General features: G+C 71.8%; 25 protein-coding genes. 12 read left to right on the top strand and 13 right to left on the bottom strand.

The genetic code is table 11. The features are described from left to right. The first annotated feature begins 234 nt into the window (after nucleotides 1–234). The 3 genes from AQJ84_RS03690 to AQJ84_RS03680 are packed head-to-tail and all read left to right on the top strand — an operon-like array spanning nucleotide 235 to nucleotide 2,416. A complete protein-coding gene (locus tag AQJ84_RS03690; RefSeq protein ID WP_030042048.1) occupies nucleotides 235–1,302 on the top strand; it encodes an aromatic ring-hydroxylating dioxygenase subunit alpha in 1,068 nt (355 codons plus the stop codon). Further along, nucleotides 1,299–1,484, top strand: coding sequence for a hypothetical protein (locus tag AQJ84_RS03685; protein ID WP_030042049.1), 186 nt, complete (start codon nucleotides 1,299–1,301; stop codon nucleotides 1,482–1,484). Before AQJ84_RS03690 ends, AQJ84_RS03685 begins: the two co-directional genes overlap by 4 nt. After that, complete coding sequence (locus AQJ84_RS03680; RefSeq protein WP_030042050.1) at nucleotides 1,481–2,416, top strand: PDR/VanB family oxidoreductase; 936 nt, start codon at nucleotides 1,481–1,483, stop codon at nucleotides 2,414–2,416. Before AQJ84_RS03685 ends, AQJ84_RS03680 begins: the two co-directional genes overlap by 4 nt. On the opposite strand, the gene AQJ84_RS03675 is transcribed toward AQJ84_RS03680, so the two are convergent. Then, a complete protein-coding gene (locus AQJ84_RS03675; RefSeq protein WP_030042051.1) occupies nucleotides 2,367–3,185 on the bottom strand; it encodes an IclR family transcriptional regulator domain-containing protein in 819 nt (272 codons plus the stop codon). The genes AQJ84_RS03680 and AQJ84_RS03675 overlap by 50 nt on opposite strands. A 157-nt stretch (nucleotides 3,186–3,342) precedes the next feature. On the opposite strand from AQJ84_RS03675, the gene AQJ84_RS03670 reads away from it, so the two are divergent. Genes AQJ84_RS03670 through AQJ84_RS03655 form a run of 4 tightly spaced genes read left to right on the top strand, consistent with a single transcriptional unit; the run spans nucleotide 3,343 to nucleotide 6,684 of the window. Next, nucleotides 3,343–4,311, top strand: a complete 969-nt coding sequence (locus AQJ84_RS03670) for an ABC transporter substrate-binding protein (protein ID WP_030042052.1) — start codon at nucleotides 3,343–3,345, stop codon at nucleotides 4,309–4,311. Further along, the gene (locus AQJ84_RS03665; RefSeq protein ID WP_030042053.1) at nucleotides 4,308–5,081 is read left to right on the top strand and encodes an ABC transporter permease; all 774 of its coding nucleotides are present in this window, start codon (nucleotides 4,308–4,310) and stop codon (nucleotides 5,079–5,081) included. Before AQJ84_RS03670 ends, AQJ84_RS03665 begins: the two co-directional genes overlap by 4 nt. Continuing rightward, the gene (locus AQJ84_RS03660; protein WP_030042054.1) at nucleotides 5,078–5,857 is read left to right on the top strand and encodes an ABC transporter permease; all 780 of its coding nucleotides are present in this window, start codon (nucleotides 5,078–5,080) and stop codon (nucleotides 5,855–5,857) included. Before AQJ84_RS03665 ends, AQJ84_RS03660 begins: the two co-directional genes overlap by 4 nt. 20 nt (nucleotides 5,858–5,877) lie before the next feature. Next, nucleotides 5,878–6,684, top strand: coding sequence for an ABC transporter ATP-binding protein (locus AQJ84_RS03655; RefSeq protein WP_030042055.1), 807 nt, complete (start codon nucleotides 5,878–5,880; stop codon nucleotides 6,682–6,684). 372 nt (nucleotides 6,685–7,056) lie between these two features. On the opposite strand, the gene AQJ84_RS03650 is transcribed toward AQJ84_RS03655, so the two are convergent. From AQJ84_RS03650 to AQJ84_RS03620, 7 genes are all read right to left on the bottom strand, one after another. Then, nucleotides 7,057–7,761 (bottom strand): GntR family transcriptional regulator, encoded by a 705-nt coding sequence (locus AQJ84_RS03650; protein ID WP_030042056.1) that lies wholly within the window; start codon nucleotides 7,759–7,761, stop codon nucleotides 7,057–7,059. A gap of 55 nt (nucleotides 7,762–7,816) precedes the next feature. After that, on the bottom strand, nucleotides 7,817–8,818 hold the full coding sequence (locus tag AQJ84_RS03645; RefSeq protein ID WP_030042057.1) for a proline racemase family protein: 1,002 nt from the start codon (nucleotides 8,816–8,818) through the stop codon (nucleotides 7,817–7,819). A gap of 76 nt (nucleotides 8,819–8,894) precedes the next feature. Beyond that, nucleotides 8,895–9,791: a dihydrodipicolinate synthase family protein gene (locus AQJ84_RS03640; RefSeq protein ID WP_030042058.1), complete on the bottom strand. Its 897-nt coding sequence runs from the start codon at nucleotides 9,789–9,791 to the stop codon at nucleotides 8,895–8,897. Nucleotides 9,792–9,883: 92 nt separating this feature from the next. Then, entirely contained in the window at nucleotides 9,884–11,410 is a 1,527-nt protein-coding gene (locus tag AQJ84_RS03635) for an NAD(P)/FAD-dependent oxidoreductase (RefSeq protein ID WP_053193239.1), read from the bottom strand. Beyond that, nucleotides 11,403–11,693, bottom strand: coding sequence for a (2Fe-2S)-binding protein (locus AQJ84_RS03630; protein ID WP_030042061.1), 291 nt, complete (start codon nucleotides 11,691–11,693; stop codon nucleotides 11,403–11,405). Before AQJ84_RS03630 ends, AQJ84_RS03635 begins: the two co-directional genes overlap by 8 nt. 8 nt (nucleotides 11,694–11,701) lie before the next feature. Then, nucleotides 11,702–12,853 (bottom strand): NAD(P)/FAD-dependent oxidoreductase, encoded by a 1,152-nt coding sequence (locus tag AQJ84_RS03625; protein ID WP_030042062.1) that lies wholly within the window; start codon nucleotides 12,851–12,853, stop codon nucleotides 11,702–11,704. A gap of 175 nt (nucleotides 12,854–13,028) precedes the next feature. After that, the gene (locus tag AQJ84_RS03620; protein WP_053193237.1) at nucleotides 13,029–13,700 is read right to left on the bottom strand and encodes an MmyB family transcriptional regulator; all 672 of its coding nucleotides are present in this window, start codon (nucleotides 13,698–13,700) and stop codon (nucleotides 13,029–13,031) included. 223 nt (nucleotides 13,701–13,923) lie between these two features. Between AQJ84_RS03620 and AQJ84_RS03615 the strand changes: the two genes are divergently transcribed. The 3 genes from AQJ84_RS03615 (at nucleotide 13,924) to AQJ84_RS03605 (ending at nucleotide 15,592) form a co-directional block, all read left to right on the top strand. Beyond that, nucleotides 13,924–14,580, top strand: a complete 657-nt coding sequence (locus AQJ84_RS03615) for a helix-turn-helix domain-containing protein (protein ID WP_053193235.1) — start codon at nucleotides 13,924–13,926, stop codon at nucleotides 14,578–14,580. Nucleotides 14,581–14,612: 32 nt separating this feature from the next. Then, entirely contained in the window at nucleotides 14,613–15,143 is a 531-nt protein-coding gene (locus AQJ84_RS03610; protein WP_030042064.1) for a hypothetical protein, read from the top strand. Between the two features lie 209 nt (nucleotides 15,144–15,352). Then, a complete protein-coding gene (locus AQJ84_RS03605; protein WP_030042065.1) occupies nucleotides 15,353–15,592 on the top strand; it encodes a hypothetical protein in 240 nt (79 codons plus the stop codon). 373 nt (nucleotides 15,593–15,965) lie between these two features. On the opposite strand, the gene AQJ84_RS03600 is transcribed toward AQJ84_RS03605, so the two are convergent. Beyond that, nucleotides 15,966–16,646, bottom strand: coding sequence for a 4'-phosphopantetheinyl transferase family protein (locus tag AQJ84_RS03600; protein WP_030042066.1), 681 nt, complete (start codon nucleotides 16,644–16,646; stop codon nucleotides 15,966–15,968). Then, nucleotides 16,643–17,503 (bottom strand): metallophosphoesterase family protein, encoded by an 861-nt coding sequence (locus AQJ84_RS03595; protein ID WP_030042067.1) that lies wholly within the window; start codon nucleotides 17,501–17,503, stop codon nucleotides 16,643–16,645. Before AQJ84_RS03595 ends, AQJ84_RS03600 begins: the two co-directional genes overlap by 4 nt. 336 nt (nucleotides 17,504–17,839) lie before the next feature. Between AQJ84_RS03595 and AQJ84_RS03590 the strand changes: the two genes are divergently transcribed. Beyond that, entirely contained in the window at nucleotides 17,840–19,027 is a 1,188-nt protein-coding gene (locus tag AQJ84_RS03590; protein WP_030042068.1) for an ATP-grasp domain-containing protein, read from the top strand. Nucleotides 19,028–19,268: 241 nt separating this feature from the next. Continuing rightward, nucleotides 19,269–19,652 carry a helix-turn-helix domain-containing protein gene (locus AQJ84_RS03585; protein WP_225889059.1) on the top strand — a complete coding sequence of 128 codons (384 nt, stop codon included), beginning with the start codon at nucleotides 19,269–19,271 and terminating at the stop codon, nucleotides 19,650–19,652. Nucleotides 19,653–19,757: 105 nt separating this feature from the next. On the opposite strand, the gene AQJ84_RS03580 is transcribed toward AQJ84_RS03585, so the two are convergent. The 3 genes from AQJ84_RS03580 to AQJ84_RS03570 all read right to left on the bottom strand — a co-directional run bounded on the left by AQJ84_RS03580 (nucleotide 19,758) and on the right by AQJ84_RS03570 (nucleotide 24,884). After that, the gene (locus AQJ84_RS03580; RefSeq protein WP_030042070.1) at nucleotides 19,758–20,279 is read right to left on the bottom strand and encodes a cupin domain-containing protein; all 522 of its coding nucleotides are present in this window, start codon (nucleotides 20,277–20,279) and stop codon (nucleotides 19,758–19,760) included. A 134-nt stretch (nucleotides 20,280–20,413) separates the two neighbouring features. Beyond that, nucleotides 20,414–21,694, bottom strand: a complete 1,281-nt coding sequence (locus AQJ84_RS03575) for an alpha-L-fucosidase (protein WP_030042071.1) — start codon at nucleotides 21,692–21,694, stop codon at nucleotides 20,414–20,416. Nucleotides 21,695–21,818: 124 nt separating this feature from the next. Continuing rightward, entirely contained in the window at nucleotides 21,819–24,884 is a 3,066-nt protein-coding gene (locus AQJ84_RS03570; RefSeq protein ID WP_053193233.1) for an alpha-mannosidase, read from the bottom strand. Nucleotides 24,885–24,888 lie beyond the last annotated feature (4 nt).

Genomic DNA, 24,888 nt, shown 5'->3' with positions numbered 1-24,888 from the left:
TGAGAGCCCCGGCGAAGAACGCACCACATGAGAGAAAGGGCTCTCATCGACATCACACAGGACACCTCGTTCCGGTTGATCCAAAGACGGGGGAAGGTTGCGTGAAGAAAGGAGGACGGCCGGGGACTTCCGCCTGACAGAAGCCGCCTTGCGCGGCGGTCGCGGCCGTCAGGATTCTGAGTCCAACCACGGCACGCGGGGCGACGACGCCCCGCCGACAGGGACGGGAACGCCATGCCCCACATGACCGCCTTCGCCAGGAACCAGTGGTACGTCGCCGCCTACAGCCACGAGGTCGGGCGCGAGGAACTGCTCGGCAGGACGATCCTCGGTGAGCCGCTCGTGTTCTACCGGACCGAGGAGGAGGGGACGCCCGTCGCGCTGCACGACCGGTGCGTGCACCGCCGGTACCCGCTCTCCAAGAGCGGACTGGACGGCGACCGTATCGTCTGCGGCTACCACGGCTTCACCTACGACCAAACGGGCGCCTGTGTGTACGTGCCGGGCCAGAAGCGCGTCCCGCGCACCGCCCGCGTCCAGTCCTACCCGGTCGTCGAGCAGGACTCCCTGGTCTGGGTGTGGATCGGGGACCCGGCGCTCGCCGACCCGCAGACCATCCCGCGTGCCCGGCACCTCGACTCCCCCGGCTGGGTCACCGTGCGTGGCATGGAGCCGATCGACGCCGACTACGGCCTGCTGGTCGACAACCTCCTCGACCTGTCCCACGAGACGTATCTGCACGGCGGCTACATCGGCACCCCCGAGGTCGCCGAGACGCCGATCACCACCGAGGTCGACGAGGGCGCCGGGATCGTCCGGGTGAGCCGGCACATGGACGACGCCGAGTGCCCGCCGTTCTACGCCCGTTCGACCGGGATCGAGGGCCGGATCACCCGCTGGCAGGACATCGAGTACCACGCGCCCTGTCTCTACCTGCTGCACAGCCGGATCGCGCCGGTGGGTGTGGTGCCCGAGGCGGACGGCAGCGACCCGAACGGCTTCCACACCGAGATCACGTACGCCATCACCCCGTCGGCCGACGGCAAGGTCTACGACTTCTGGATGGTCTCGCGCGACTGGGCGACGCAGGACGCCGAGGTCACCGAGTTCCTGCGGGGCAACAACCACACGGTGGTCATGCAGGACGTCGACGCGCTCAACCTCCTCCAGGAGACGCTCGGTACCGAACGCACCGGGTACCAGGAGCTGAGCATCAACATCGACACCGGTGGCCTCGCCGCCCGCCGAATCCTCGCCCGGCTGGTCGAGGAGGGCGACAAGCCCATGGAGAAGGTCCAGTGACGAGCCCCACCGGCGAGGTCTACCGCATCGACTGGCTGCCCGGCACGGACATCCTTCACGGCACCTGTCACTGCGGCCGTGAGCACACCGCGCAGGACCCCATCGAGATGTGGGAGTGGATGCTCGCCCACCCGCAGGGACACGAGCCGCAAGGACAAGAGCCGCGAGGAAACGACTCATGAGCCTGTACGAAGCCGAACTCGTCGTGGACCGGCTGGAGTCCGCCGCCGACGGCGTCCTCGCCGTCACGCTGCGGCACCCGTTGGGCGAGCGGCTCCCGGCCTGGGAGCCCGGCGCCCACATCGACGTCGTGCTCGGTCCTGAGCTGGAGCGGCAGTACTCGCTGTGCGGGGACCCGGCCGACCCGGACGCCTGGCGGATCGCGGTCCTGCGCGAGCCGGACGGGCGCGGTGGATCTGCACACGTGCACGAGCAGTTGGGGCAGGGCGACAAGGTGCGGGTGCGCGGGCCGCGCAACCACTTCGCCCTGCGGCCCGCGCCCCGCTACCGCTTCGTCGCGGGCGGCATCGGCATCACGCCGATCCTGCCGATGCTGGCGGCGGCGGAGGCGGCGGGCGCGGAGTGGACACTGCTGTACGGCGGGCGCAGCCGTGGATCCATGGCGTTCACGGGAGAGTTGGAGCGCTACGGGGACCGGGTCACCGTCGCCCCGCAGGACGAGACCGGCCTGCTGGACCTCGGCTCGGTGCTCGACGACGTCCCCGAGGGCACGCTCGTCTACTGCTGCGGTCCCGGGGCGCTGCTGGACGCGGTGGAGCAGCGGGCGCCGGCCGGCGTGCTGCACGTCGAGCGGTTCCAGCCGAAGGAGCAGGAGACGGGCGAGAACACAGAGTTCGAGGTGGTCCTCGCGCAGAGCGGCCGTACCCTCGTGTGCCCGCCGGACGTCTCCGTGCTGGACACCGTGCGCGCCGCGGGCGTCGAGGTGCTGTTCTCCTGCACCGAGGGCACGTGCGGCACCTGCGAGACCGATGTCGTCGAAGGAACCCCCGACCACCGGGACTCGGTTCTGTCCGACGAGGAGCGGGAAGCCGGGGAGACCATGCTCATCTGCGTGTCCCGGTGCCGGGGGAAGCGGCTCGTCCTCGACCTGTAGACATCGCCAGGTCGCTCTCGATCCCGGCGACCGTCTCCAGCAGGGGCGGCAGCAGCTCCCGGCGCACCGACGCCGGCGTGTTGCGGCCGGCGTTCACCGGGATGTTCACCGCCGCCACCACCTCGCCGTCCCGGTCCCGCACCGGGACGGCGATCGAGCGCAGCCCCTCCTCCAACTCCTGGTCGACGAGGGCGAATCCCTGCCGCCGCACACGGTCGAGCTCCCTCCGCAGCGCCTCGGTGGACACGAGGGTGCGGGTGGTCAGCGGACGCAGGTCGGCGCGGGCGAGCCGCGCCCTCAGGTCGTCGTCCGGGAGATGGGCGAGGATCACCCGGCCCACCGAGGTCACGTGGGAGGGGAAACGGGTGCCGACGGTGATCGCCTCGGTCATGATGCGGCGCGCGGGCACCCGGGCCACATACACCACGTCGTCGCCGTCGAGCACGCACAGCGACGACGACTCCCTGGTGCGCTCGACGAGCCGCTCCAGATGCGGTTCGGCGATCTGGGCCAGCGAGAAGCTCGACAGGTAGGAGTAGCCGAGCTCCAGCACGCGTGGGGTGAGGCGGAACTGCCGTCCGTCCTGGTGGACGTAGCCGAGGTCGACCAGGGTCAGCAGCAGCCGGCGGGCGGCCGCGCGGGTCAGGTCGCAGGTGCGGGCGACGTCGCTGAGGGTGAGTGCCGGATGTTCGGCGTCGAAGGCACGGATGACGGCGAGTCCGCGCTCGAAGGACCTCACGAAATGCGTTGCGCGGTCCGGCTCGGGCATGGCCACCTCCATCACTGTCAACAATGTTGTCAGCCAACCCTGTTGACCGGATTCGTTGACGGATCTACCTTCCCGCACAGCGGACTTGAGCACTACTGTGCGGTCTGCGCACAACCTGTCGGAACACCGCTGCACCGTTGTCTGTACAGGAGGAGCCATGCGTCGTCTGCTCGCCGGTCTCACGGCCGGCGCCTTACTGCTCGTCGCGACGGCCTGTGGCTCGTCCGACGAGGGTCCGTCGGACGCGGGCGCGTCGTCCGGCGGCACCACCACGGTCAAGGTCGGGATCATCCCGATCGTCGATGTCGCGCCCCTCTACCTCGGCCAGAAGCAGGGCTTCTTCGAAAAGCGCGGCCTGAAGCTGGAGTTGACGCCCGCTCAGGGCGGAGCGGCGATCGTGCCGGGGGTCGTGAGCGGTCAGTTCCAGTTCGGCTTCAGCAACATGACGTCCCTCATGATCGCCCAGTCCAACGGCGTTCCCGTGCAGGGCGTCGTCAACGGCATCGCCTCGACCGGCGTGCAGGGCAAGGACTTCGCCGCCCTCATGGTGAGGAAGGGCAGCGCGATCAAGTCGCCGAAGCAGCTGGAGGGCAAGAAGGTCGCCATCAACACCCTGAAGAACATCAACGAGTCCGCGGTGCGCGAGGCGGTGCGCAAGTCGGGCGGCGACCCCGACAAGGTCGAGCTCGTCGAGCTGGCCTTCGACCAGATGCCCGCGGCCCTCGACAAGGGGCAGATCGACGCCGCGTGCGTGGTCGAACCGGCCACCGCCACCATCAGGAGCCAGGGTGGCGTGGAGATCGCCTCGCCGCTGGTGGACGTCGCCCCGGACCTCACGGTCGCCATGTACTTCACCTCCCAGCAGTACGAGCAGAAGAACCCGGACGTGGTGAAGAGGTTCCGGGAGGCCACCGCCGAGTCCCTCGCCTACGCCGACGCCCACCCGGACGAGGCCCGGCAGATGATCACGACGTACACGAAGATCCCGGCGTCGGTACTGGAGCAGGTGACGCTTCCGAAGTGGCCGGCCGAGGTGAACCGCTCCTCCGTCGAGACCCTGGCGAAGCTCGGCGAGCAGGACGGCTTCTTCAAGACGGCGCCGGACCTGGACAAGTTGCTGCCGTGAGGGGCCGAAACCTCGCACTGGGCGCGGCCGGACTCGCGGGCTTCCTCGCCCTGGGCGAGGTGGTGCCGCGGCTCGGCCTGGTCAAGGAGGCCTACTTCCCGCCGACCAGCAGTATCGCCGCGGCCTTCGCCGACGAGGTCGCGGACGGCGCCTTCTGGACGGCACTGGGCGACACCCTCACCGGGTGGGCTCTGGGGCTGGCGATCGCGTCCTGTGCGGGCATCGTCGTCGGTGTCGTCATCTCCGTGGTGCCGTACCTGCGGGAGGCGACCGCCTCGACGATCGAGTTCCTGCGCCCGATCCCCTCGGTCGCGCTCATCCCGCTGGCGGTGCTCCTCTACGGCACGGAACTGCGCTCGGTGCTCCTGCTGGTGGTCTACGCCTCCTTCTGGCAGGTTCTCGTCCAGACCCTGTACGGCGTCCAGGACGTCGACCCCGTGGCCGACGAGACGGCGCGCTCGTACGGCCTCGGCACCTGGGCTCGGGTGCGGCACGTGCTGTGGCCGAGCGCGCTGCCGTACGTCATGACCGGCGTACGACTGGCCGCGGCGGTCGCCCTGATCCTCGCCATCACGGCCGAACTCGTCATCGGCGCACCGGGGTTGGGCGCCCGCATCGCGGTCGCGCAGACCTCCCAGGCGGTACCCGAGATGTACGCGCTGGTCGTGGTCACCGGTCTGCTGGGGCTGCTCATCAACGTGGGCGCGCGGACCGTGGAGCGGCGGGCCCTGGCCTGGCACCAGTCGGTGCGCGGGGAGGTGGCGGTGTGAGGCGGGTCCTGCTGCGGCTCCTTTTCGTGTTCGCCCTGCCCACGCTGCTCTTCGTGAGCTGGTGGCTCGCCTCCGACAACAGCACGGACGTGTTCTGGCCGCCACTGCGGACGATCCTGAAGACGTTCCCCGAGGTGTGGACCGGCGAGCGACTGAAGGACGACGTCCTGCCCAGCATGCTGCGGCTGACGGGCGGCTACGCCCTCGCGGCCGTCGCGGGCGTGGCCCTCGGCACGGTCATCGGCTCCTACCGGCGGGTGCGCGCGGTGTGCGAACCGGTCCTGGAGTTCCTGCGGGCGGTGCCGCCACCGGTGCTCGTGCCGGTCATCATGCTGTTCGCGGGCATCGGCGACACGATGAAGGTCGCGGTGATCGCGAGCGGCTGCGTGTGGCCGATCCTGCTCAACACCGTCGAGGGCGTGCGCGCGGTCGACCCGGTGATGACCGAGACGGCACGTTCCTACGGCATCAAGGGTCCCTCGCGCATCACCCACCTCGTGCTGCGCTCGGCGAGCCCGCAGATCTTCGCGGGGCTGCGCCAGGCCCTGTCGATCGGCATCATCCTGATGGTCATCAGCGAGATGTTCGCCGCCAGCAACGGCATCGGCTTCACCGTCGTCCAGTTCCAGCGCAGTTTCGCGATTCCCGGCATGTGGACCGGGATCCTGGTCCTCGGACTGCTCGGCTTCCTGCTGTCCGTCGTCTTCCATCTGGTCGAACGGCGGGCCCTGGCCTGGTACCACGGCCTGCGCGCCGCTGCCCGCCGGTCCCCGTGAGTCTCGTGAAAGGGCGGTCCATGCTCGAGGTACGCGGCCTGAAGAAGGTCTACGAGGGGTCCGGACGTCGTGTGGAGGCGGTGCGCGACCTCACCTTCACCGTCGACGCGGGCGAACTCGTCTGTCTCGTCGGCCCGTCGGGCTGCGGCAAGACGACCCTGCTGAAGTGCATGGGCGGACTCATGACACCGACCTCCGGTGAAGTCCTGCTGGAGGGGCGGGCGGTGGACGGTCCACCGCCCGGGATGGCGTTCGTCTTCCAGGAGTACGGCCGCAGCCTGTTCCCCTGGATGCGGGTCGCCCAGAACGTGGAACTCCCTTTGAAGCAAAAGGACTTGAGCAAGGCGCGGCGGCAGGAGCTGGTCGCGGACGCGCTCCGGTCGGTCGGGCTCGCGGACGCCGCCGACGCCTACCCCTGGCAGCTGTCCGGCGGAATGCAGCAGCGGGTCGCCATCGCCCGCGCGCTGGCGTACGAGCCCCGGGTCCTGCTGATGGACGAGCCGTTCGCGGCGGTCGACGCGCAGACCCGTGCCGACCTGGAGGACCTCGTACGCGGGTTGTGGCGGGAGCGCGGCATCACGATCCTGTTCGTCACCCACGACATCGACGAGGCGGTCTACCTCGGCGAGCGGGTGATCGTGCTCTCCGCCTCCCCCACGGTCGTCCGGGAGCAGCTGAAGGTCGATCTGCCGGACGACCGCGACCAGTTGCACACCCGTGTGGCCCCGCGCTTCGCGGAACTGCGCACCCACGTCTACGAGCAGATCCAGGCGGCGAAGCGCGGGGCGCCCCACCTGGTCAGGACGGATACGCCCCCACCGCACTGAACCGGGTCGTGGCTAGCTCGTGTGGGCGGTTGCCACCATCGTCGGTGAGAGGCGGGTGCCGCCGTCTCGGCCGCCCGTGGCGGCGGCACCCGGCAGTCGCCTGCGAGCAGGGCGGCGGCCCGGGCTCGCCGGGTGGCGAGGGCCGGATCGGCCGGGGGCCGAAGGCCTTGGTGGCGCAGTCGCATCCGGGGCCGCACGGCTGTACCGAGGGACCGTGCGTGCGGGTCACGACGTGGCGGCACAGCACTCAGGTCGCGGGGGCGCCCAGGGAGCGCGCTCGGCCAGGGTCTCGTCGGTCGGCGAGCGCAGCCGTCCCAGGCCCCCGAGGGCGGCCTGCGTCGCGAGTGCGGAGGACCGGGCCCGCGGACTCCCCTACCCGGCGGCCCAGAGGCCGCGGACATGACCGAGGTGCCGGGTCATGACCGCGTGCACGGCCTCCTCGTCGCGGGCCAGCAACGCGTCGAGGAGTTCGAGGTGTTCCTCGGCCGAGGCCAGCAGGCGGCCCGCCTCCAGCAGCGCCGTGAGGCCGTAGAGACGGGACCGCTTGCGCAGGTCGCCGACGACCTCGACGAGATGGGTGTTGCCCGCGAGGGCCAGCAGGCCCAGGTGGAAGCGGGTGTCGGCCTCCACGTACGCGATGAGGTCGCCGGCCACCGCCGCGTGGACGATCTCCCGGGCGGCCGGCCGCAACGCCTCCAGGGAGACCGGGCCTGCGGTCCTGGCCAGCTCCACCACCGTCGGGATCTCGATGAGCGAGCGGACGTGGGTGTACTCGTCGAGCTGCTTCTCGGAGACCGCCGTCACCCGGAAACCCTTGTTCGGGACGGTGTCGACCAGCCCCTCCTTGGCCAGGTCCAGCATGGCCTCGCGCACCGGGGTCGCCGAGACGCCGAAGCGGGCGGCGAGCATCGGCGCGGAGTAGACCTCGCCCGGAAGCAGCTCACCGGCGATCAGCGCGGCCCGCAGCGCGTCGGCGACCCGCTCCCGGTAGCTGCTCTTCTTGCCGCCCAGGACGGGCAGGGCCGGGGCTGCGGGCGAGCCGGCGGACGGGGCGCTGGTGCGCTGGGCGGCGGCCATGGGGATGTCTCCTAGCTGTGCAATGTCACGCGTAACGCGTCATTATCCTCACCGCTCAGAGCACGAACCCGGCCGGGAAGGGATCCGTCGGGTCGAGCAGGTACTGGGCGGTGCCGGTGATCCACGCGCGGCCGGTGAAGCTGGGCAGCACGGCCGGACGGCCCCCGACCTCGGTGGTGCCGAGGAGCCGGCCGGTGAAGTGGGTGCCGATGAACGACTCGTTCACGAACTCGGTGCGCAGGGGCAGTTCGCCGCGCGCGTGGAGCTGGGCCATGCGTGCGCTGGTGCCGGTGCCGCAGGGTGAGCGGTCGAACCAGCCGGGGTGGATCGCCATGGCGTGGCGCGAGTGGCGGGCGGTGGCGCCCGGGGCGACCAGATGGACGTGGTGGCAGCCGCGGATGGACGGGTCCTCGGGATGGACGGGCTCCTCCTCGGCGTTGATCGCCTCCATGAGGGACAGGCCCGCCGCGAGGATGTCGTCCTTGCGGGCGCGGTCGAACGGCAGCCCGAACCGCTCCAACGGCAGGATCGCGTAGAAGTTGCCGCCGTACGCCATGTCGTAGGTCACCGTGCGCCCGTCGGCGAGGACGGCCTTGCGGTCGAGGCCGACGGAGAAGGACGGGACGTTGTGGAGGGTGACCGCCTTCGCGGCGCCGTCCTCGACCGCCACCTCGGCGACGACCACCCCGGCCGGTGTGTCGAGCCGGATCGTGGTGACCGGCTCGACGACCTCGACCATTCCGGTCTCCACGAGCACGGTCGCCACTCCGATCGTGCCGTGCCCGCACATCGGCAGGTAGCCGGAGACCTCGATGTAGACGACGCCCCAGTCGCAGTCGGGGCGGGTGGGCGGCTGGAGGATGGCACCGCTCATCGCGGAGTGGCCGCGCGGCTCGTTCATCAGGAGCTGCTTGACGTCGTCGCGGTGCTCACGGAAGTACAGGCGCCGCTCGTTCATGGTCGCGCCGGGGATCGTGCCGATGCCGCCGGTGATGACGCGGGTGGGCATGCCCTCGGTGTGCGAGTCGACGGCGTGCAGGACGAGTTTGCTGCGCATGACGCTCCTGGTGGACGGGAGGGACCGACGGGGGGGGGACGGCAGCCCCACGAGCCCGCGGCGGGTCGGACAGGCCCTAGGCGAGCCCGGCGGCGACCGCCTTCTCGGTGGCGGCTCGGACGACGGCCTCCTGCTCGGGCAGCAGCGGGACGCGGGGCGGGCGGACGCGGCCGCCATGGCGTCCCACGATGTCCATGGACAACTTGATGGCCTGCACGAACTCGACCTGCGAGTCCCAGCGCAGCAACGGGTGCAGCTGTTCGTACAGCTTCCTGGCCGTGGCGAGGTCGCCGTCGACGGCCGCGCGGTAGAGCTGGACGCTCGCGGCGGGCAGCGCGTTCGGATAGCCGGCCACCCAGCCCTTGGCGCCCGCGATCGCGAGTTCCAGGAGGACGTCGTCGGCGCCGATCAACAGGTCGAGCTCCGGGGCGAGTTCGGCGAGCCGGTAGGCGCGGCGCACATCGCCGGAGAACTCCTTGACGGCCTGGACGCTGCCCTCGCCGTGCAGCTTGGCGAGCAGTTCGGGCACCAGGTCGACCTTGGTGTCGATGGGGTTGTTGTACGCCACGACCGGCACGCCCGCCCGGGCGACCTCGGCGTAGTGGGCGAGGACGGAACGCTCGTCGGCGCGGTAGGCGTTGGGCGGCAGCAGCATCACGGAGGCGCAGCCGGCGTCGCGTGCCTGCTCGGCCCAGCGGCGGGCCTCGGCGGAGCCGTAGGCGGCGACGCCGGGCATCACGCGCGCACCGCCGATGGCGGCCACGGCCGTCTCGACGACCCTGGCCCGCTCCTCGCGGGTGAGCACCTGGTACTCGCCGAGCGAGCCGTTCGGTACGACGCCGTCACAGCCGTTGTCGACCAGCCAGGCGCAGTGCTCGGCGTACCTGCCGTAGTCGACGGAGAGGTCGTCGTTCAGCGGGAGGGCGGTGGCGACGAGGACGCCGCGCCAGGGGCGAGTGTCGGTGGCGGTCATCTGAGGTCCCTCTCAATAGGGTGTGACATTTTATTGGCTGACAGGGTTTGGAACAGCGGCCGGAACAGCGGCCGGAACTACGGGGTGCCGACTCAGTCCTCCTCCTCGCGCTCCCCGGCGCGGGCCAGCACCCCCAGCGGCACCGGGCGGGCGAACGGCCGCCGGACGGGCGTGGGTTCGCACCCGGCCAGGCCCGCGACCGCGGGTGAGCACACCCGGCCCTGACACCAGCCCATCCCGGCCCGGGTCAGCAGCTTCACGGTGCGCAGGTCACCGGCACCGAGCTCCGTGACGGCTTGTCGGATCGCGCCGCCGGTCACCTCCTCGCAGCGGCAGACGACGGTGTCGTCGGTGACCTGTTCGCTCCAGTGCGCGGGCGGCGCGTACACGCTGTCCAGTGCGGCGAAGAAGGCCCGCAGCCGGGTCCGGGTCCGCGCCGCCCGTGCCCAGGCCCGCGGGTCGGGTGCGCTGCCGTGCAGGCGGGCCGCGACGGAGCGCCCCGCGATGTGGCCCTCGGCCAGGGAGAGGTCCGACCCGCCGATCCCGGTGGTCTCGCCCGCCGCCCAGACGCCGGGGACATCGGTGCGCTGTTCGTCGTCGACACGGACATGCGGCCCCTCCAGGCGGCAGCCGAGGGTGTCGGCGAGGTCCGTGTGCGGCAGCATGCCGTGGCCCACGGCGAGGGTGTCGCAGGGGATGCGGCGCTCGGTGCCGGCCCGCACCCGCCCTTCGGCGTCGAGCGCGGCGACGGTGACCGCCTCCAGCCGCTCGGTGCCGCGTTCGATACCGCGCTCGGTGCCGGGCTCGGTGCCGCGTTCGATACCGCGCTCGGTGCCGGGCTCGGTGCCGCCTGCCGCACCGCCTGCCGCGCCGCGTTCCGCGCCGTGCGCCTCGACCACGGTGTGGCCGACGAGGGTCGGTACGCGATGCCGGGCCAGCCGGGCGGCGTACCGGGCGCCTTCGGCGATCTTGCCCGGCTGGGCGGCCAGGGTCCGGGTCCGTCGCAGGAAGGCGCGGGGACCGGCGGACTCGACGAGCGCGGCCACCTCCATCCCGGCCGCCGCCAGGCCGGTCGCCACGGGCAGCAGCAGGGGCCCGGTGCCGGCGACGACGGCGGTGCGGCCGGACACGACGAGGCCCCCCTTGAGCATCGCCTGGGCGCCGCCCGCACTGACCACACCGGGCAGGGTCCAGCCCGGGAAGGGCAGCACCTTCTCGTAGCCGCCGGTGGCCAGGAGGACGGCGTCGGCGCGCACCTCGGCCGGCTCCTCCTGCTCGGGGCCGAGCAGTGCGTGCACCGTGAGTCCGTTCTCGTGCCGCTCGACGAACCAGACGTGATGGTCCGACAGATGCCGTACCGTGCCCGCCCGTACGTGGGCCCGCAGGCCGTCCCGCAGTCGCTCCCAGGTCCGCCACTCGTGGTGCAGTGCCCGCGGGCGACGGGCGCGCAGCGCGGAGGCGGGCTGCCGGTAGAACTGCCCGCCGGCCTCCGCGGCCGCGTCGAGCAGCGTGACGTGCACTCCCTGGGCCGCCGCGGCGAGGGTCGCGGCGAGTCCGGCCGGCCCCGCGCCGATCACCGCGAGGTGCGGTAGAGCCCCTGGGCTGCCCGGTTCAGTCATCGTGACCGGTCCCCTCCTGCGTGCGGATGGCGTCGCCCGGGTTCAGGGGCACCAGGCAGGCGCGTCGGTTCGGGCGGTCGTTGACGGTCACCAGGCAGTCGAAGCAGACGCCGATCCCGCAGAAGACGCCGCGCGGGCGGCCCTCGCCACGGGTGCTGCGCCAGGAGACGACACCGGCCGCCCAGAGGGCCGCGGCGACCGTCTGGCCTGGCAGCGCCTCGATCTCGCGGCCGTCCAGGGTGACCGTGAAGGAGGGGCCCGGCCGGGCCCCCGCCAGGTCCATGGGGGAGCTCACGCGGCCTCCTCGGTGAAGCGGTCGGGCCGGAACGGTGTCAGGTCGAGGTCGGGGGTCCTCGCGGTCAGCGCCTGGGCGATCAACTGCCCGGTGCCGGTGGCCAGGCCGATGCCCGCGCCCTCGTGTCCGCAGGCGTGGTGCAGGCCGGGAACCCGGGGATCGGGGCCGATGGCCGGCAGGTGGTCGGGCAGGTAGGGGCGGAAGCCGAGGTAGGCGCGCGTCGCCCGGACGTCGGCGAGGAAGGGGAACAGCCGGGTCGCGCCCGACGCCAGGGCCCGTACGACCGGCAGCGAGAACGTCCGGTCGAAGCCGACCCGTTCCCGGCTGGCCCCGATCAGGATCGGTCCGGCCGCCGTGCCCTCGACGACCGGCGAGGTCTGCAGGGCGGCCGAATCGCTGGCCACGTCGGCCACGTAGTCGGCGGCGTACACCTTGTGGCGGACCATGCGCGGGAGCGGTTCGGTGACGAGCACGAAGCCGCGGCGGGGCAGGACGGGGAGGGCGACACCGGCGAGCGCGGCCAGTTCGGAGCCCCAGGTGCCGGCCGCGTTCACGACGGCGGGGGCATGGATGTCCCCCTGGTCGGTACGGACCCCGCGCACGGCTCCGTCCGGGGTGCGCAGCACGTCGGTCACGGTCTGGCCGGTGAGCAGGCGGGCGCCGGAGGCGCGGATCAGGTGGGCGGCGGCCAGGGCGGGCATCACCTGGCAGTCCTGGGGGTAGTGGACGGCGCCCGGCAGTCCGGGGGCGAGGTGGGGTTCGAGGTCGTACAGCCGGTCGGCCTCGACCGGCTCGGTGACCACTCCGGCGGCGCGCTGCTCGTCCGCGAACCGCTCCAGCGCGGCGAGCCCGCCCGGCGAGGTGGCGACGACGACCCCGCCCTTGGCCTCGTACTCGACGGATCCGCCGAACTCCTCGGCGAGTTCGCTCCACAGCCGGCCGGACAACAGGGCGAGGTCCAGCTCCGGGCCCGGCCCTTTGTCGCTGACCAGCAGGTTGCCCTCGCCGCCGCCGGTGGTGCCGCCGGCCACCGGGCCACGGTCCACCACGGCGACCTCCAGGCCGGCCCGGGTGGCGTACAACGCGCAGGCGGCGCCCACCATTCCGGCTCCGACGACCACGACATCGCAGGTCAGTCGCTCGCTCACGCCAGTACTATGTCACATGACTCCCACTCGGGGAATGCCGCGACGGAGTTGCGCGCAGAGGGAAAGCGGACACGCGGAAACACACGCGGCACGCGGGGGCACGCGGGGGCACGCGGGGGCACGCGGGGGCACGCTGACAAGGCGCCGTCGACGACCTGAACGCCGACGGTGCCTGTCAGGCCTCGGGGGCGGGCACCACGCTGAGATGGCTCGTCGTACGGCGGGGGCGCACCGCGCGTCGGGCCGGTGGCACCGGGCGGCGGGCCGAGCGCAGTACCAGCGTCAGCCGGGTGTACCCCAGGGCCGCCAGCGTCCTGGGCGTCTCGTCGACGACCCGGCAGTCGGTGGCGCCCCAGCGCGGGTCGGGATGCTTGAGCGGACGGACCGCACCGTCCTGCACGACGGCCTGCTCGCCGACCGCCCGGATCCAGTGCGGCAGGCCCTGCCGGTAAGCGGCTTCCATGATCGGGTCCTGGGCGATGTCCCGGCGGATCGACTGGAGGCCGTGGTCGTGGCCGTACTGCTCCACGGCGGCCGCGAAGTGCGCGAGCATCGGCAGGCACCAGCGCGACTCGTGCTCGCCGAGGACCGTGCTCGCGTCCGGGTGGAAGAGGACGAAGCGCAGGAAGTTGTCGGCTGGCATCGCCGTCGGGTGGGGGCTCACGCCACGGAAGAGCGAGCCGAAGGCCGAGTTGGTCAGGACGACGTCCCAGCCGTGGTCGAGGACGACGGACGGAAAGGGGACGGCCTCCAGGAGCGTGGTGTAGTCCTGGAGGTATGCCTGGGCCTCAAGACTCTCGGGGACGGGCCGCGGTACCGACCGCTGCCCACCTGCCTGATATGCCATCGGGAGGTCACCCCTCTTGCCTATGCGGCCTTCACGCGGCGCTGCTGATCCTGCTGCCCATCCTCAAGTCGTGTCAACTATCGTGGCATTCCGTGGCGGTTGACGGCTGAAATTGGCCACAGTTGTGGCGAGACCTGGATGTGAGTTCGAACAACCCGCTACTCTCCGGGAAGTTCAAGCAACCGCTTGTGAGAAGCCAGTGAGAAACGTAGGAGATCTGTCGGTGTCGGAAGGCTTCGAGGCTCCGGGCGACGTGGCGTCGACTGTGCTGCAGGCCGTCGTCGCCCGTGTCGCCGCGCTCACGGACCGGCTCGGCGTGCCGCACGCGGAGGTCTTCCACACCGGTCGCCTGTCCGTCGCCTCCGGAGTGACCGAACCGGTGGTCAAGGCCCTGCTGAGCGGGCGCCCCGCGGGCGAGCCCGATGTCCAGGCCCGGTTCCTGCAGCGCCTGGACCTGCTGCGCCGCACCCGGCTCAAGCCGAACGGGCGCAAGTACACCCAGCAGGAGATCGCCGACGGCGCCGGCATGTCCCGGCAGCAGGCCGGGGCACTCATCAACGGCGACCGGCGTCCCACCATGGAGCACTGCGACGCCATCCAGCGTTTCTTCCGGGTGCACGCCGGCTTCCTCACCGCGGAGGACTCCGAGGCGCTGGCCGGCGCCCTGCAGCGCACCGAGCAGGAGCTCCTGCAGAAGCTCGCGGACCGTGAGCGGGAGGCCGCCGCGGTCGCCGACGATCCGCTGGAGCGGCTGTTGCAGGACCACGGCGTCCGCGGGATCGCCTGGCGTGCCGCACAGCTGCCCACCGACCAGCACCGCGACAAGGTGGCGGAGTGGCTGGACATGCTCTTGGAGAGCGTCAAGCGGCCCGAGTCGTGATCCGGGGGAGAACTGTGGGCATCGGTAAGGAAATGCGCCGCCTGTGCGGCGAGCTGGTCGCGGAGCTGACCCTTCCCGCACCGGCACGGCCCTCGGACCTGTACGGCGCCCTGTGCGGCGCGATGAGCAGACGACGTGGCCGCCCGGTCCACTTCCGTATGTCGGCGTTCCCGCCCGGCACGGCGAGCGGACTGTGGCTCGACATGGCCGACCAGGACCTCGTGGTGATCGAGGAACGCACGGCTCCCGAACACCAGTTGGTGATCCTCGGGCACGAGCTGTGGCACATGAAGGCCGGTCACTGCAGCCACCACGTCGAAGGCGCGGCGGTCGCCGCCCGCTTACTGTGCGACGACGCGGACCTCCAGGCGACGGTCTTGAAGGTCGCCGCCCGCAGCCGCTTCGACCAGGCCGACGAGAGGGAAGCCGAACGCTTCGGCCTCCTCCTCGCCAGCAAGTGCCGTGCCTGGCTGGCCGGCCCGTCACTTCGGGGCCCGGTGCAGCGTGATCACCTGGCGGGCCGGATCGAGGCGTCGCTGGGGTATCTGGGGCCGCAGGGCTGATGCCCTGGAGGCTGCCGACGGGGTGCGGCGAGCCCGGTGTGAAGCGTGCGGTCGGAGTGCGTGTCGCGTCCTCGCTCCTCCGCTGAGCGGGCGAACCGAGGCGTAGCGGGGCCGGATTGTCAGTGGTGGGCGGCAAGCTGGACGTGCGCCGCCGTGTGGGGGCGTGACCGGACGACATCCGACGACGCCGACTTGGGGAGAGCCGCCCGATGCCCACTGCCGTACTGACCGACCGGGAACGCGCCGCCGTCCAGGCCTATCTGCGGCTGCTGCACACCGTGCGAGCGGCGTTCGACGTGACGCCCGGCCCGTCGGAGGCCGCCCGACCCCCCGTCGTCCCGCCCGCCGTCCTCGCCGAGGCGGAACAGGCCCTGGCCCGGGCAGGGCTGGTGGGCAACGAGGAGGCGTTCTTCCGGCTCCTGCACACCTGGTGCCCGCCGGACGCGTAGCCGGGACAGGCGAAAACCGTGCGGCCCGGCCGCCGACCGACCGTGCCGCGCGGCCCGTTCCCCGGCCGCGACCGCGCACACCCCCGAGGCAGCCGCGCACAGTCGCCGGACGTGAGGCACCCACCCGCGCACGGGTGTCGGCCGGCCTTGCCCCGCAGTCCGCCCGGCGGCAAAGCCGCACCCGGACCGTCGGCCGGCCGAGCCACGCCGCCCGGCCGGCCGGACCGTCAGGCACCCGCGCCACACACGCCGCCCGCCGACCGTGCCGCCAAGTGGCCGTACCGCACCCGCGTAGTCAGGCGGCCGCGGCACGCGAGCCGCCGACCGGCCGCCCGGCGCGAGACCCTGCGACGGCCGTCACGCCCGCGGGGCGTCAGACGTGCGGTACGGCGACCGCTGTTGCCACCAGACCCCGGTGGGTGGTCCAGCGGCCCTCGAAGTGGGCGAGTCGGCGGCCGTTCACCAAGGGGCCCGGGACGAGGAGTTCGGCGCGCAGGGTGCCGGTCAGCTGCTCGCCCGGGTCCACGAAGAGGTCGATGTCGGCCTCGCTGAAGTCCAGCCACTGGCCGGTGAGCGGGAACCACGCCTTGTAGACCGACTCCTTGGCGCTGAACAGGAGCCGGTCCCAGTGTGTGCCGGGATGCTCCTGGGCGAGCCGGAGCAGCCGGTCCCGTTCCGCGGGCAGCGACACCGTGGACAGGACGCCGTCCGGGAGGGGGCCGTCGGGTTCGGCGTCGATGCCGAGGGAGGCCAGGTCGGTGGCGCGTACCAGGGCGGCGGCGCAGTATCCGTCGCAGTGGGTCATGCTGCCGGCGAGGCCGGCGGGCCAGCGCGGCGCGCCGCGCTGGCCGGGCAGGACGGGCTGCGGCGGCACGCCGAGCTTCTCCATGGCGCGGCGGGCACAGCCGCGCACCGCGGCGAACTCCCGGCGCCGCTTGGGCACCGCCTGCCGCACGACGGCCTCCTCCTCGGGGTACAGGCGGGCGTCGCCCAGGTCGTCATGGCTGTACGCCTCCACGGTCACCACCGTGGCGGGCAGCAGTTCCTCGATCACCGGGCCCCGACCTCCCCCGGCACGATCCGGCGCAGCCGCCCCGGCGCCTGAGCCCGTTTGCGCCACTCGCGGGGGTATCCCACGGACACCTCCTCGAAGCGGACGCCGTCGTGCCAGGTGGTGCGCGGGATGTGGAGGTGGCCGTAGACCATGGTCTCGACGCGGAACCTGCGGTGCCAGTCGGCGGTGCGGTCGGTGCCGCACCACATGGCGAACTCGGGGTGCCACAGGATGTCCATGGGATGCCGGTCCAGCGGATAGTGGTTGACGAGGACCGTGGGCAGGTCGTCCGGGAGGTCGGCGAGTCTGCGTTCGGTCTCGGCCACCCGCGCCCGGCACCAGGCCTCGCGGGTCGGGTACGGGTCGGCGTGCAGCAGGTACTCGTCGTTGCACACGATGCCCGTGCCGTGCGCGTACTCCAGTCCCTGTTCCTTGGTCGCACAGCCGGCCGGCAGGAAGCTGTAGTCGTACAGCAGGAACAGCGGGGCGACGACGACCGGGCCGCCGGGCCCTTCCCACACGGGGTAGGGGTCCTCGGGTGTCGTCACGCCGATTTCCCGGCACAGGGCGACCAGGTGCTCATAGCGGGCGACCCCGCGCAGGGTGACGGGATCCTTCGGGTGGGTCCACAGTTCGTGGTTGCCGGGCGCCCAGAGGACCTTGCGGAAGCGGCCGGCGAGGGTTTCCAGGGCCCAGCGGATGTCGGCCACGGTCTCCGAGACGTCGCCGGCCACCAGGAGCCAGTCCTCGTCCGTACCGGGACGCATCCCCTCGACCAGCGCGCGGTTCTCCTCGTACCCGATGTGCAGGTCGCTGACGGCCAGCAGCTGTCCGGCACCGCCGACCGTCGACGTCACTTCCCGCCCCCTTCGAAGCACCCGCGGGGCATCCACCGAGCCCCCACGGATCACCACGACAACACAGTCGTGGTCCCAGGACAAGGGTGGATCAAGTCGGCCGATCTTCGGCACGTCCCGTGACGTGCCTTTATCAGGCCGACGGCCCCTCGCACGAGCATGATCGGGAAATCCGTAACACGCGCGTTGCACGCGGCACCCTTTCGAGGCCGTATGATCGCCCCAACACCACCGCCATCAACGTCCCTTAGACGGGGCGGTTTGGTGTCCCTCCAAACACCCTGCCCGGGCACGGGCGTGCTTCGCCCTGCCCGTAAACCGTGAAAGGCGGCCTGGATGGTCTCTCGCGTACGCGTCTGGCTCAACCGCACGTACGCGGAGAACGTGTTCTTCATGGATCAGTTGCGGCGAAATCCCCACGACCGCGCCGTCGAGATCCACGCCACGCACGGCGACGCGGACTCCCCGGTACTGGCCGCCGCCGACACCGCCGACCTGGAGCCCGAGGGCCTGTCGCCGGCCGGGTACGTCGAGTACGCACTGGACCAGTGTGTCCGGCGCGGCATCGACGTCTTCGTGCCCCGGCTGCACCAGTCGGCGATCGTGGCGCACCGCGCCGACTTCGAGGCGGCCGGCACGGCCCTGCTGGCGCCGCCGCCGGAGGCCGTCGCGGTCTTCCACGACAAGGTGATCGCCTACGAGGCGGTCCAGGCGATCGGCGCGCCGGTGCCCCCGTGGTGGCGGGTGCGGAACGCGGACGAACTGGTCGCGGCCGTGGAGGAGTTGGAGGCGGGCGGCCACAAGGCGTGCTTCAAGCCGGCGTCCGGCGCGGGTGGGGTGGGCTTCCGTGAGATCACGCGCACCCCCTTCTCGCTCTCGCACCTCAACGGCTTCCCGAGCCCCCGCGTCCCCTTGGATCTGGTGCTGGAGGCCCTCCGGCAGGGCGAGGAGTCCGACGAGGCGTCGGTCGACTGGCTGGTCATGCCGCGACTCGAGCAGCCGGAGGTGTCGGTCGACTGCCTCACCGGCCCCGACAACCGGATCCGGATGGCCGTGGGCCGCACGAAGAACGGCCGTCGCCGTGGTTTCACCCTGCACGAGCAGTGGCTGGAGCCGGCGCGGCGGATCGCGGAGGGCTTCGGGCTGCACTACCTGTCCAACATCCAGTTCCGGATGTTCGGCGACACGCCCGTCCTCATGGACGTGAACACCCGCCCGGCCGGCGGACTGCACCAGCTGTCCCTGTGTGGTGTCAACGCCCCTTGGGCGGCTGTCCAGTTGGCGCTGGGCGACGACCCGGGCGAGTTCGCGCCGCCGTTCCTCGGCCAGGACTACACGGTGGTGTCGGGGCCGCGCCAGCTGCGGCCGGTGTCCATCCCCCAGCAGCGCGCCGAGGTGCCGGACCCGCTGCCGGCGGTGCCCGCGCCGGCCGCCCCGCAGGCGGCCGCGTCAGTGTCCGTCGAGGCTACCGCGCAGGCCAACTCGCCGGCGTCGACGGCGGCTTCGGCGATCGCCCCGGCCTAGCGGAGACCGGGGGAGGCGTCAACGACCCCGTCACCACGACGTACGGCCTGCCCTCCGTCACGGCACAACGCGTTCGCGACCAGCCGCACCCCCGCCCGGTGCTGCCGCAGCGTGTCCTCGACGGAGGTGGCCCACCCGGTGGACATCGAGGCGGTGACGGCGCCCCGGCGCGCTGCGCGCCGGGGCGAGCGGGTTCCTGCTGAAGAACACCACGCCGGAGCAGCTGGTCAAGGCGATCGCAGTGGTCGCGGCGGGCGAGGCGACGCTCGCGCCGACGGTCACACGGCGGCTGATCCGGGCGTTCACCGACCTGCCGCCGCCGCTGCTTTCCGGTGTGCGGCCCGGCCCGTCACCGGCCGACGGGACCCCCGGCGGCAGGCCGGGCAGCGCGTCCGGCCCCGGTGATCCGCTGGACACGCTCACCCGGCGGGAACGGGACGTCGCGCAACTGGTCGCCCGCGGGCTCTCGAACGCGCGGATCGCCGGGTCGCTGGGCCTCAGCGAAGGCGGGGTGAAGAGCACCGTCAACCGCATCCTGACCAGGCTCGGGCTGGAGAACCGGGTACAGATCGCGATCCTGGTGCTCGCGACGGAACCCGCGACGGGAGCGCGCGACACCCCCTAGGCCTGTTGTTCGGATCTCGCCGCGGACTCGGGGCTGACGGGATGCCGTCGACTCCCCGCGACCTGATCCGAACGCCAGGCCCTGGCAGGCCCTGGGGCCGGGCCCTCACCCACGCGCCGCGAGCGCCTCGCGCCACACCGGGCTGTCGACGTAGTGGTTGTCGAAGCGCTCCGAGGAGTCCTTGATCTCCTGCGGGTCGGCCTCGCCGCGCATCACCCGGCCGAGCAGGCGCAGGTAGTCGAAGCGGCCCGCGCCCGGGGTGAAGACGAACAGCACGTCGGCGGTGGCGCCGGGTGCGGCGGCGAAGGCGTGCGGGGTGTGCGGCGGCACGACGAGGAAGTCGCCCGCCGTCAGGACGGTGATCTCCTCCCCCACCAGTACCTGCAGCGATCCGTCGATCACGAAGAACAGTTCGGACGCCTCGGTGTGCAGGTGGGCGGGGGCGCCGACGGCCCCCTCGGCGAACGTCGACCGGTAGCTCGTGAGGCGCCCGCCGGTGTCGGCGGAGTCCGCGAGGAGGGTCATCACGCTGCTGGGGTCGCGGGTGGTCTCGGCGTCGGCGGCGCGGGTGAGGACCGGTGCGAAGTGGCTGGTGGTCGTGGTCTCGTTCTTCTTCGTCGTCGTCATGTCTACGACTCTATGAGGGCGGGCGACCGGTGGCAGGGAGCATTTCAGGGCCGGAATCATGGGTCAATTCAGGGTCACCGGCCCTTCCGCGGTCCTTCCTCGGTTCCTCACGAAAACCGCCGTGCCGACGGACCTCAGAACCGACCGGCGCCTCGGTACAGCTCCAGCTCGCCGTCGAGTTCGACCTTGAGGACCGTGGCGTGCGGGTCGAGGTCGGCCGCGGCCGGCGGGTCGATCCACAGCACGCCGACCGCCTCGTGCAGCCCGCCGACGACGCGGTGCGCGAGCTCGGCGCCGGTGCCGGTGCCGGTGCCGGTGCCGGTGCCGGTGCCGAGGACGGTGACCTTGCGGACCGGGGTGACCAGGCCCCGCACCCCGATCTCGGCGCGCGGGACGTCGTACAGGGTGAGGTAGAGGGTGCGTCGGTCGGCGGACAGGGTGCTGGGGCCGTAGTGGTGACCGGCCGGCAGACCGCGCACCGTCCCGTACACCGCCTCGGAGTGCTTGCGGATCCACTCCCCCAGGCCTTCGAGGCGTTCGACCTGCGGCTCGGGGATGGTGCCGTCCTCCCTCGGACCGACGTCCAGCAGCAGGTTGCCGCCCCCGCCGATGGTCTCGGTGAAGTAGCGGATCAGCTGGCTGAGCGACTTGTGGTGGTGGTCGTGGTGCCGGTACCCCCACGAGTCGTTGATCGTCAGGCACAACTCCCAGGGCCCGTCCGGGGGTTCGATGGGGGCACCCTGTTCGGGGGTGGCGTAGTCGCCCTCGCTCAGCATGCGGGCGTTGAAGACGACGTCGGGGGTGTACGAACGGATGAGCGCGGCGAGTTCCCCGATGCGCCACTGTTCCTCGCTGCGGTCCCACTCGCCGTCGAACCACATCAGGTCGGGCCGGTAACGGGAGGCCAGTTCGCGGATCTGGCCGTCGCGGTAGGCGATGAACCGTTCCCAGGCCACCAGGTCCTCGTCCTCGGCCGCGCACTCGGAGTAGCGGTTGTCCTCCAGCTCCGGCGGGCGGCCGGGCTTGCGGGTGGTGGCGTAGTCGGGGTGGTTCCAGTCGGAGTGGGAGTAGTACAGGCCGACCTTGAGGCCCTTCTCGCGCAGGGCGTCCGCGTAGCCGGAGAGGTAGTCGCGGCCCAGGTTGAGGTCGCCGTACGCGGTGTCCCACAGGGCGACGCCGTCGTGGTGGCGGCTGGTGAGGACGGCGTACCGGGCGCCGGCCCGGGCGAAGAGGTCCGCCCAGGCCTCGGGGTCGTACTCGGCGCCGGTGAAGCGGTCGAGCTGGGCCATGTACCGGTCGTGCGGCACGATGTCGTCGTAGAAGGACCAGGACTCCTGGACGCCGTCCACGGCGTAGATCCCCCAGTGGACGAAGATCCCCAGCTTGGCGTCGGTGAACCACGGTTGCATGGGCACGGCTGAACTCCTCGACAGGACAAGGGACTTCGGGGATCTCAGGGATCTCGGGGATCTCGGGCACCGCGGTCACTGCGGGAAAGGGGCGGACGCGGCGAGCGCGCCCGCCCCCTGGGGCCGGTGGCTACCGGCCGGTGGTACCGCGCCGCAGACGGAGCGTCAGGACCTGGAAGGGGCGCAGCGAGACCGCGACCGCGCCCTGGTCGTCGACCTCGGCGCGCTCATCCGGCAGCGGCCGCTCCAGCAGGTCGGTCACCTGGGCGCCGGCGAGCGGGAATCCGGCACGCAGCACGCCCCGGGCGCGGCCGCCGTTCGACTCGTAGAGGCGGACCACGACGTCGCCGGACTCGTCGTCGGCGAGCTTGACCGCCTCGACGGTCAGGCCCTCGCCGGCCACCGAGACCACCGGCTCGGGGGCTTCGGCCGCGTCCGCGACGCGCAGCGGCAAATTGAGGGCGTAGCCCTCGGCGACCGCGTCGCCGATCGTGGCGCCCGGGAGCAGGGAGTACGTGAAGCGGTGCCTGCCCTGGTCGGCCTCGGGGTCCGGGATCCGCGGGGCGCGTACCAGGCTGAGGGCGACCGTGGTCGTCGTACCACCGTCCTCGCGGACCGTGCGGGAGACATCGTGGCCGTACGTCGAGTCGTTGAGGACCGCGACACCGTAGCCGGGTTCGCCGATGTGGACCCAGCGGTGGCCGCAGACCTCGAAGCGAGCCGCCTCCCAGCTGGTGTTGGTGTGGGTGGGCCGCTGGACGTGGCCGAACTGGATCTCCGCGGAGGAGTGCGCCGCCCGGACGTCCACCGGGAAGCCCGCCTTGAGGATCTTCTCGGCCTCGTGCCAGTCGATCTCGGTCTCGAAGTCGACGCGGGGGCTGTCGGCGCGGAGCGTGATGGTCTGGGTGATGGTCGAGCCCTTGCCGAAGGCACGGGTCACGCGGATCGAGCCGACCAGGACGTCCCGTTCGACGACCGTCATGGACTCGACGTCCAGGAGCTCGGTGTAGCGGTTCTTGTAGTGCTTGTCGATGTCCCAGGCGTCCCAGTAGTTGGGCAGGTCCGTGTGGAGGCGGAGCAGGTTGCCCTTGTCGGCGAGGACCTCGCGCTGGAAGCGCCGGTCGAAGACCGAGGCCAGGGTGCCGTCCTCGGCCAGCTCCACGCGGACCAGACCGTTGTCCAGGGCGCGGTCCTCCACGATTACGGTGTCGCTCGGCTGGTCGCTGTGGAAGGGGGCGCTGCCGCTTCCCGGCACCTTCACGAACGCGGCCTCGCCGTCACGACCGCGCACCACCTCGCGCCGCTCGAACGGGCTGGTGTTGAAGACCCGGGCCTCGCCGCCACCGCCCAGCGCCGCGACCGCCTCAGCCGTCAGCGCCTCCAGCTCCTCGGCCACTCGCGCGTACTCGGCCTCCGCCTCGCGGTGCACCCACGCGATCGAGGAGCCCGGCAGGATGTCGTGGAACTGGTGCAGCAGGACCGTCTTCCACAGCCGGTCGAGCTTCTCGTACGGATACGCGTAGCCCGGCGCGTGCAGCGCGGCCGTCGTGGCCCACAACTCGGCCTCGCGCAGCTTGTGTTCGCTGCGCCGGTTGCCCTGCTTGGTGCGGGCCTGGGAGGTGTAGGTGGCGCGGTGGAGCTCCAGGTAGAGCTCGCCGTTCCAGACCGGGGCGTCCTCGTACTCCTCGCGGGCCTTGGCGAAGAACGCGTCGGGGTGCTCGATGACGACCTTCGGCGAGCCCTCCAGGTCGGCCAGTCGGCGCGCCCGTTCCATGATCTCGCGGGTGGGGCCGCCACCGCCGTCGCCCCAGCCGAAGGGCGCGAGGGAGCGTGTGCCGCCGCCCTTCTCACGGTAGTTGCGGACCGCGCGGTCCATCTCCTCGCCGCTGAAGCGGGCGTTGTAGGTGTCGACCGGCGGGAAGTGCGTGAAGATGCGGGTGCCGTCGATGCCCTCCCACCAGAAGGTGTGGTGGGGGAACTTGTTGGTCTGGTTCCAGGAGATCTTCTGGGTGAGGAACCAGTCGTTGCCGGCGAGCTTGGCGAGCTGCGGGTAGGCGGCGGTGTATCCGAAGGAGTCCGGCAGCCAGACGCCCTTGGTCTCGACACCGAAGTGCTCGATGAAGAAGCGCTTGCCGTGGATCAGCTGGCGGGCGATGGCCTCGCCGCCGGGCAGGTTGCCGTCGGCCTCGACCCACATGCCGCCGACCGGCGCCCACTGGCCCTTCTTCACGGAGTCCTGGATGCGGGCCCACACGTGCGGGTAGTTGTCGCGCACCCACTCGTACTGCTGGGCCTGCGAGCACGCGAAGACGAAGTCCTCGTACTCGTCGGCCAGGGACGTCACGTTGGAGAAGGTGCGGGACGTCTTGCGCTTGGTCTCACGGATGGGCCACAGCCAGGCGGAGTCGATGTGGGCGTGGCCGACGCCGGAGATCGTGTGGGCGCTGGCGTGGGCGGGCCGGGCGAGGACCGGGGCGAGCAGCTCACGGACCGCTGCCGCGCTGCCGGAGATGTCGTCCAGGTCGACGGCGTCCATGGCCCGGTCCAGGGCGTGGGTGATCTCGTGGCGGCGCGGTTCGTGCTCGCCGAGGTGGACCATGAGCTCGCGCAGCACCTGGAGGTCCAGGTCGAGGTGCCACACCTCCTCGTCGAGGACCGCGAGGTCGGCGCGCCGGAAGGTGTAGAGCGGCTTGTCGCCGGCCGTCAGCACGTCGCCCAGCAGGGTCGGAGCCGAGAAGTTGTCGGCGAGGATGTCCGGGTTGGACGCCGCCTCGACCAGGTAGTCGATCTGTTCCCCGCCGGTGGCCGGGTTGGCGACGGGCACGTACTGGTTGAGCGGGTTGACCGCCTTCAGGGGCCGGCCGTCGGGCAGGTGGACCAGTGCCTCGGCCTGGTTGCCGGGCCAGTCACCCACGAAGCCGAGGTCGACGACCGCCTCGACGCGCTTTCCGGCCCACTCCGCGGGGACCTGGCCTCGCATCCGGAACCAGGTGGTGCCCCAGGGCGGGCCCCAGGGGGTGTCCATGGCGAAGGGCGTGTACCGCGCGGCCGCCGCCTCCTCGAAGGAGACCGGCTCCCCCGGCGCCTGCCAGGCCTCGACCTCGAACGGGACGGTGGCCGCGTAGATCGCGGGCTTGATGCGCTGGTCATGGACGCGTTGGACGCGCTCCTCGATCCGGCTGCGTTCGTCGTGCATCTGA

This window comes from Streptomyces resistomycificus (assembly GCF_001514265.1).
Lineage (GTDB): Bacteria > Actinomycetota > Actinomycetes > Streptomycetales > Streptomycetaceae > Streptomyces > Streptomyces resistomycificus.
Note: the sequence above shows the minus strand (reverse complement) of the source record. Positions and strands in the feature narration are given on the sequence as shown.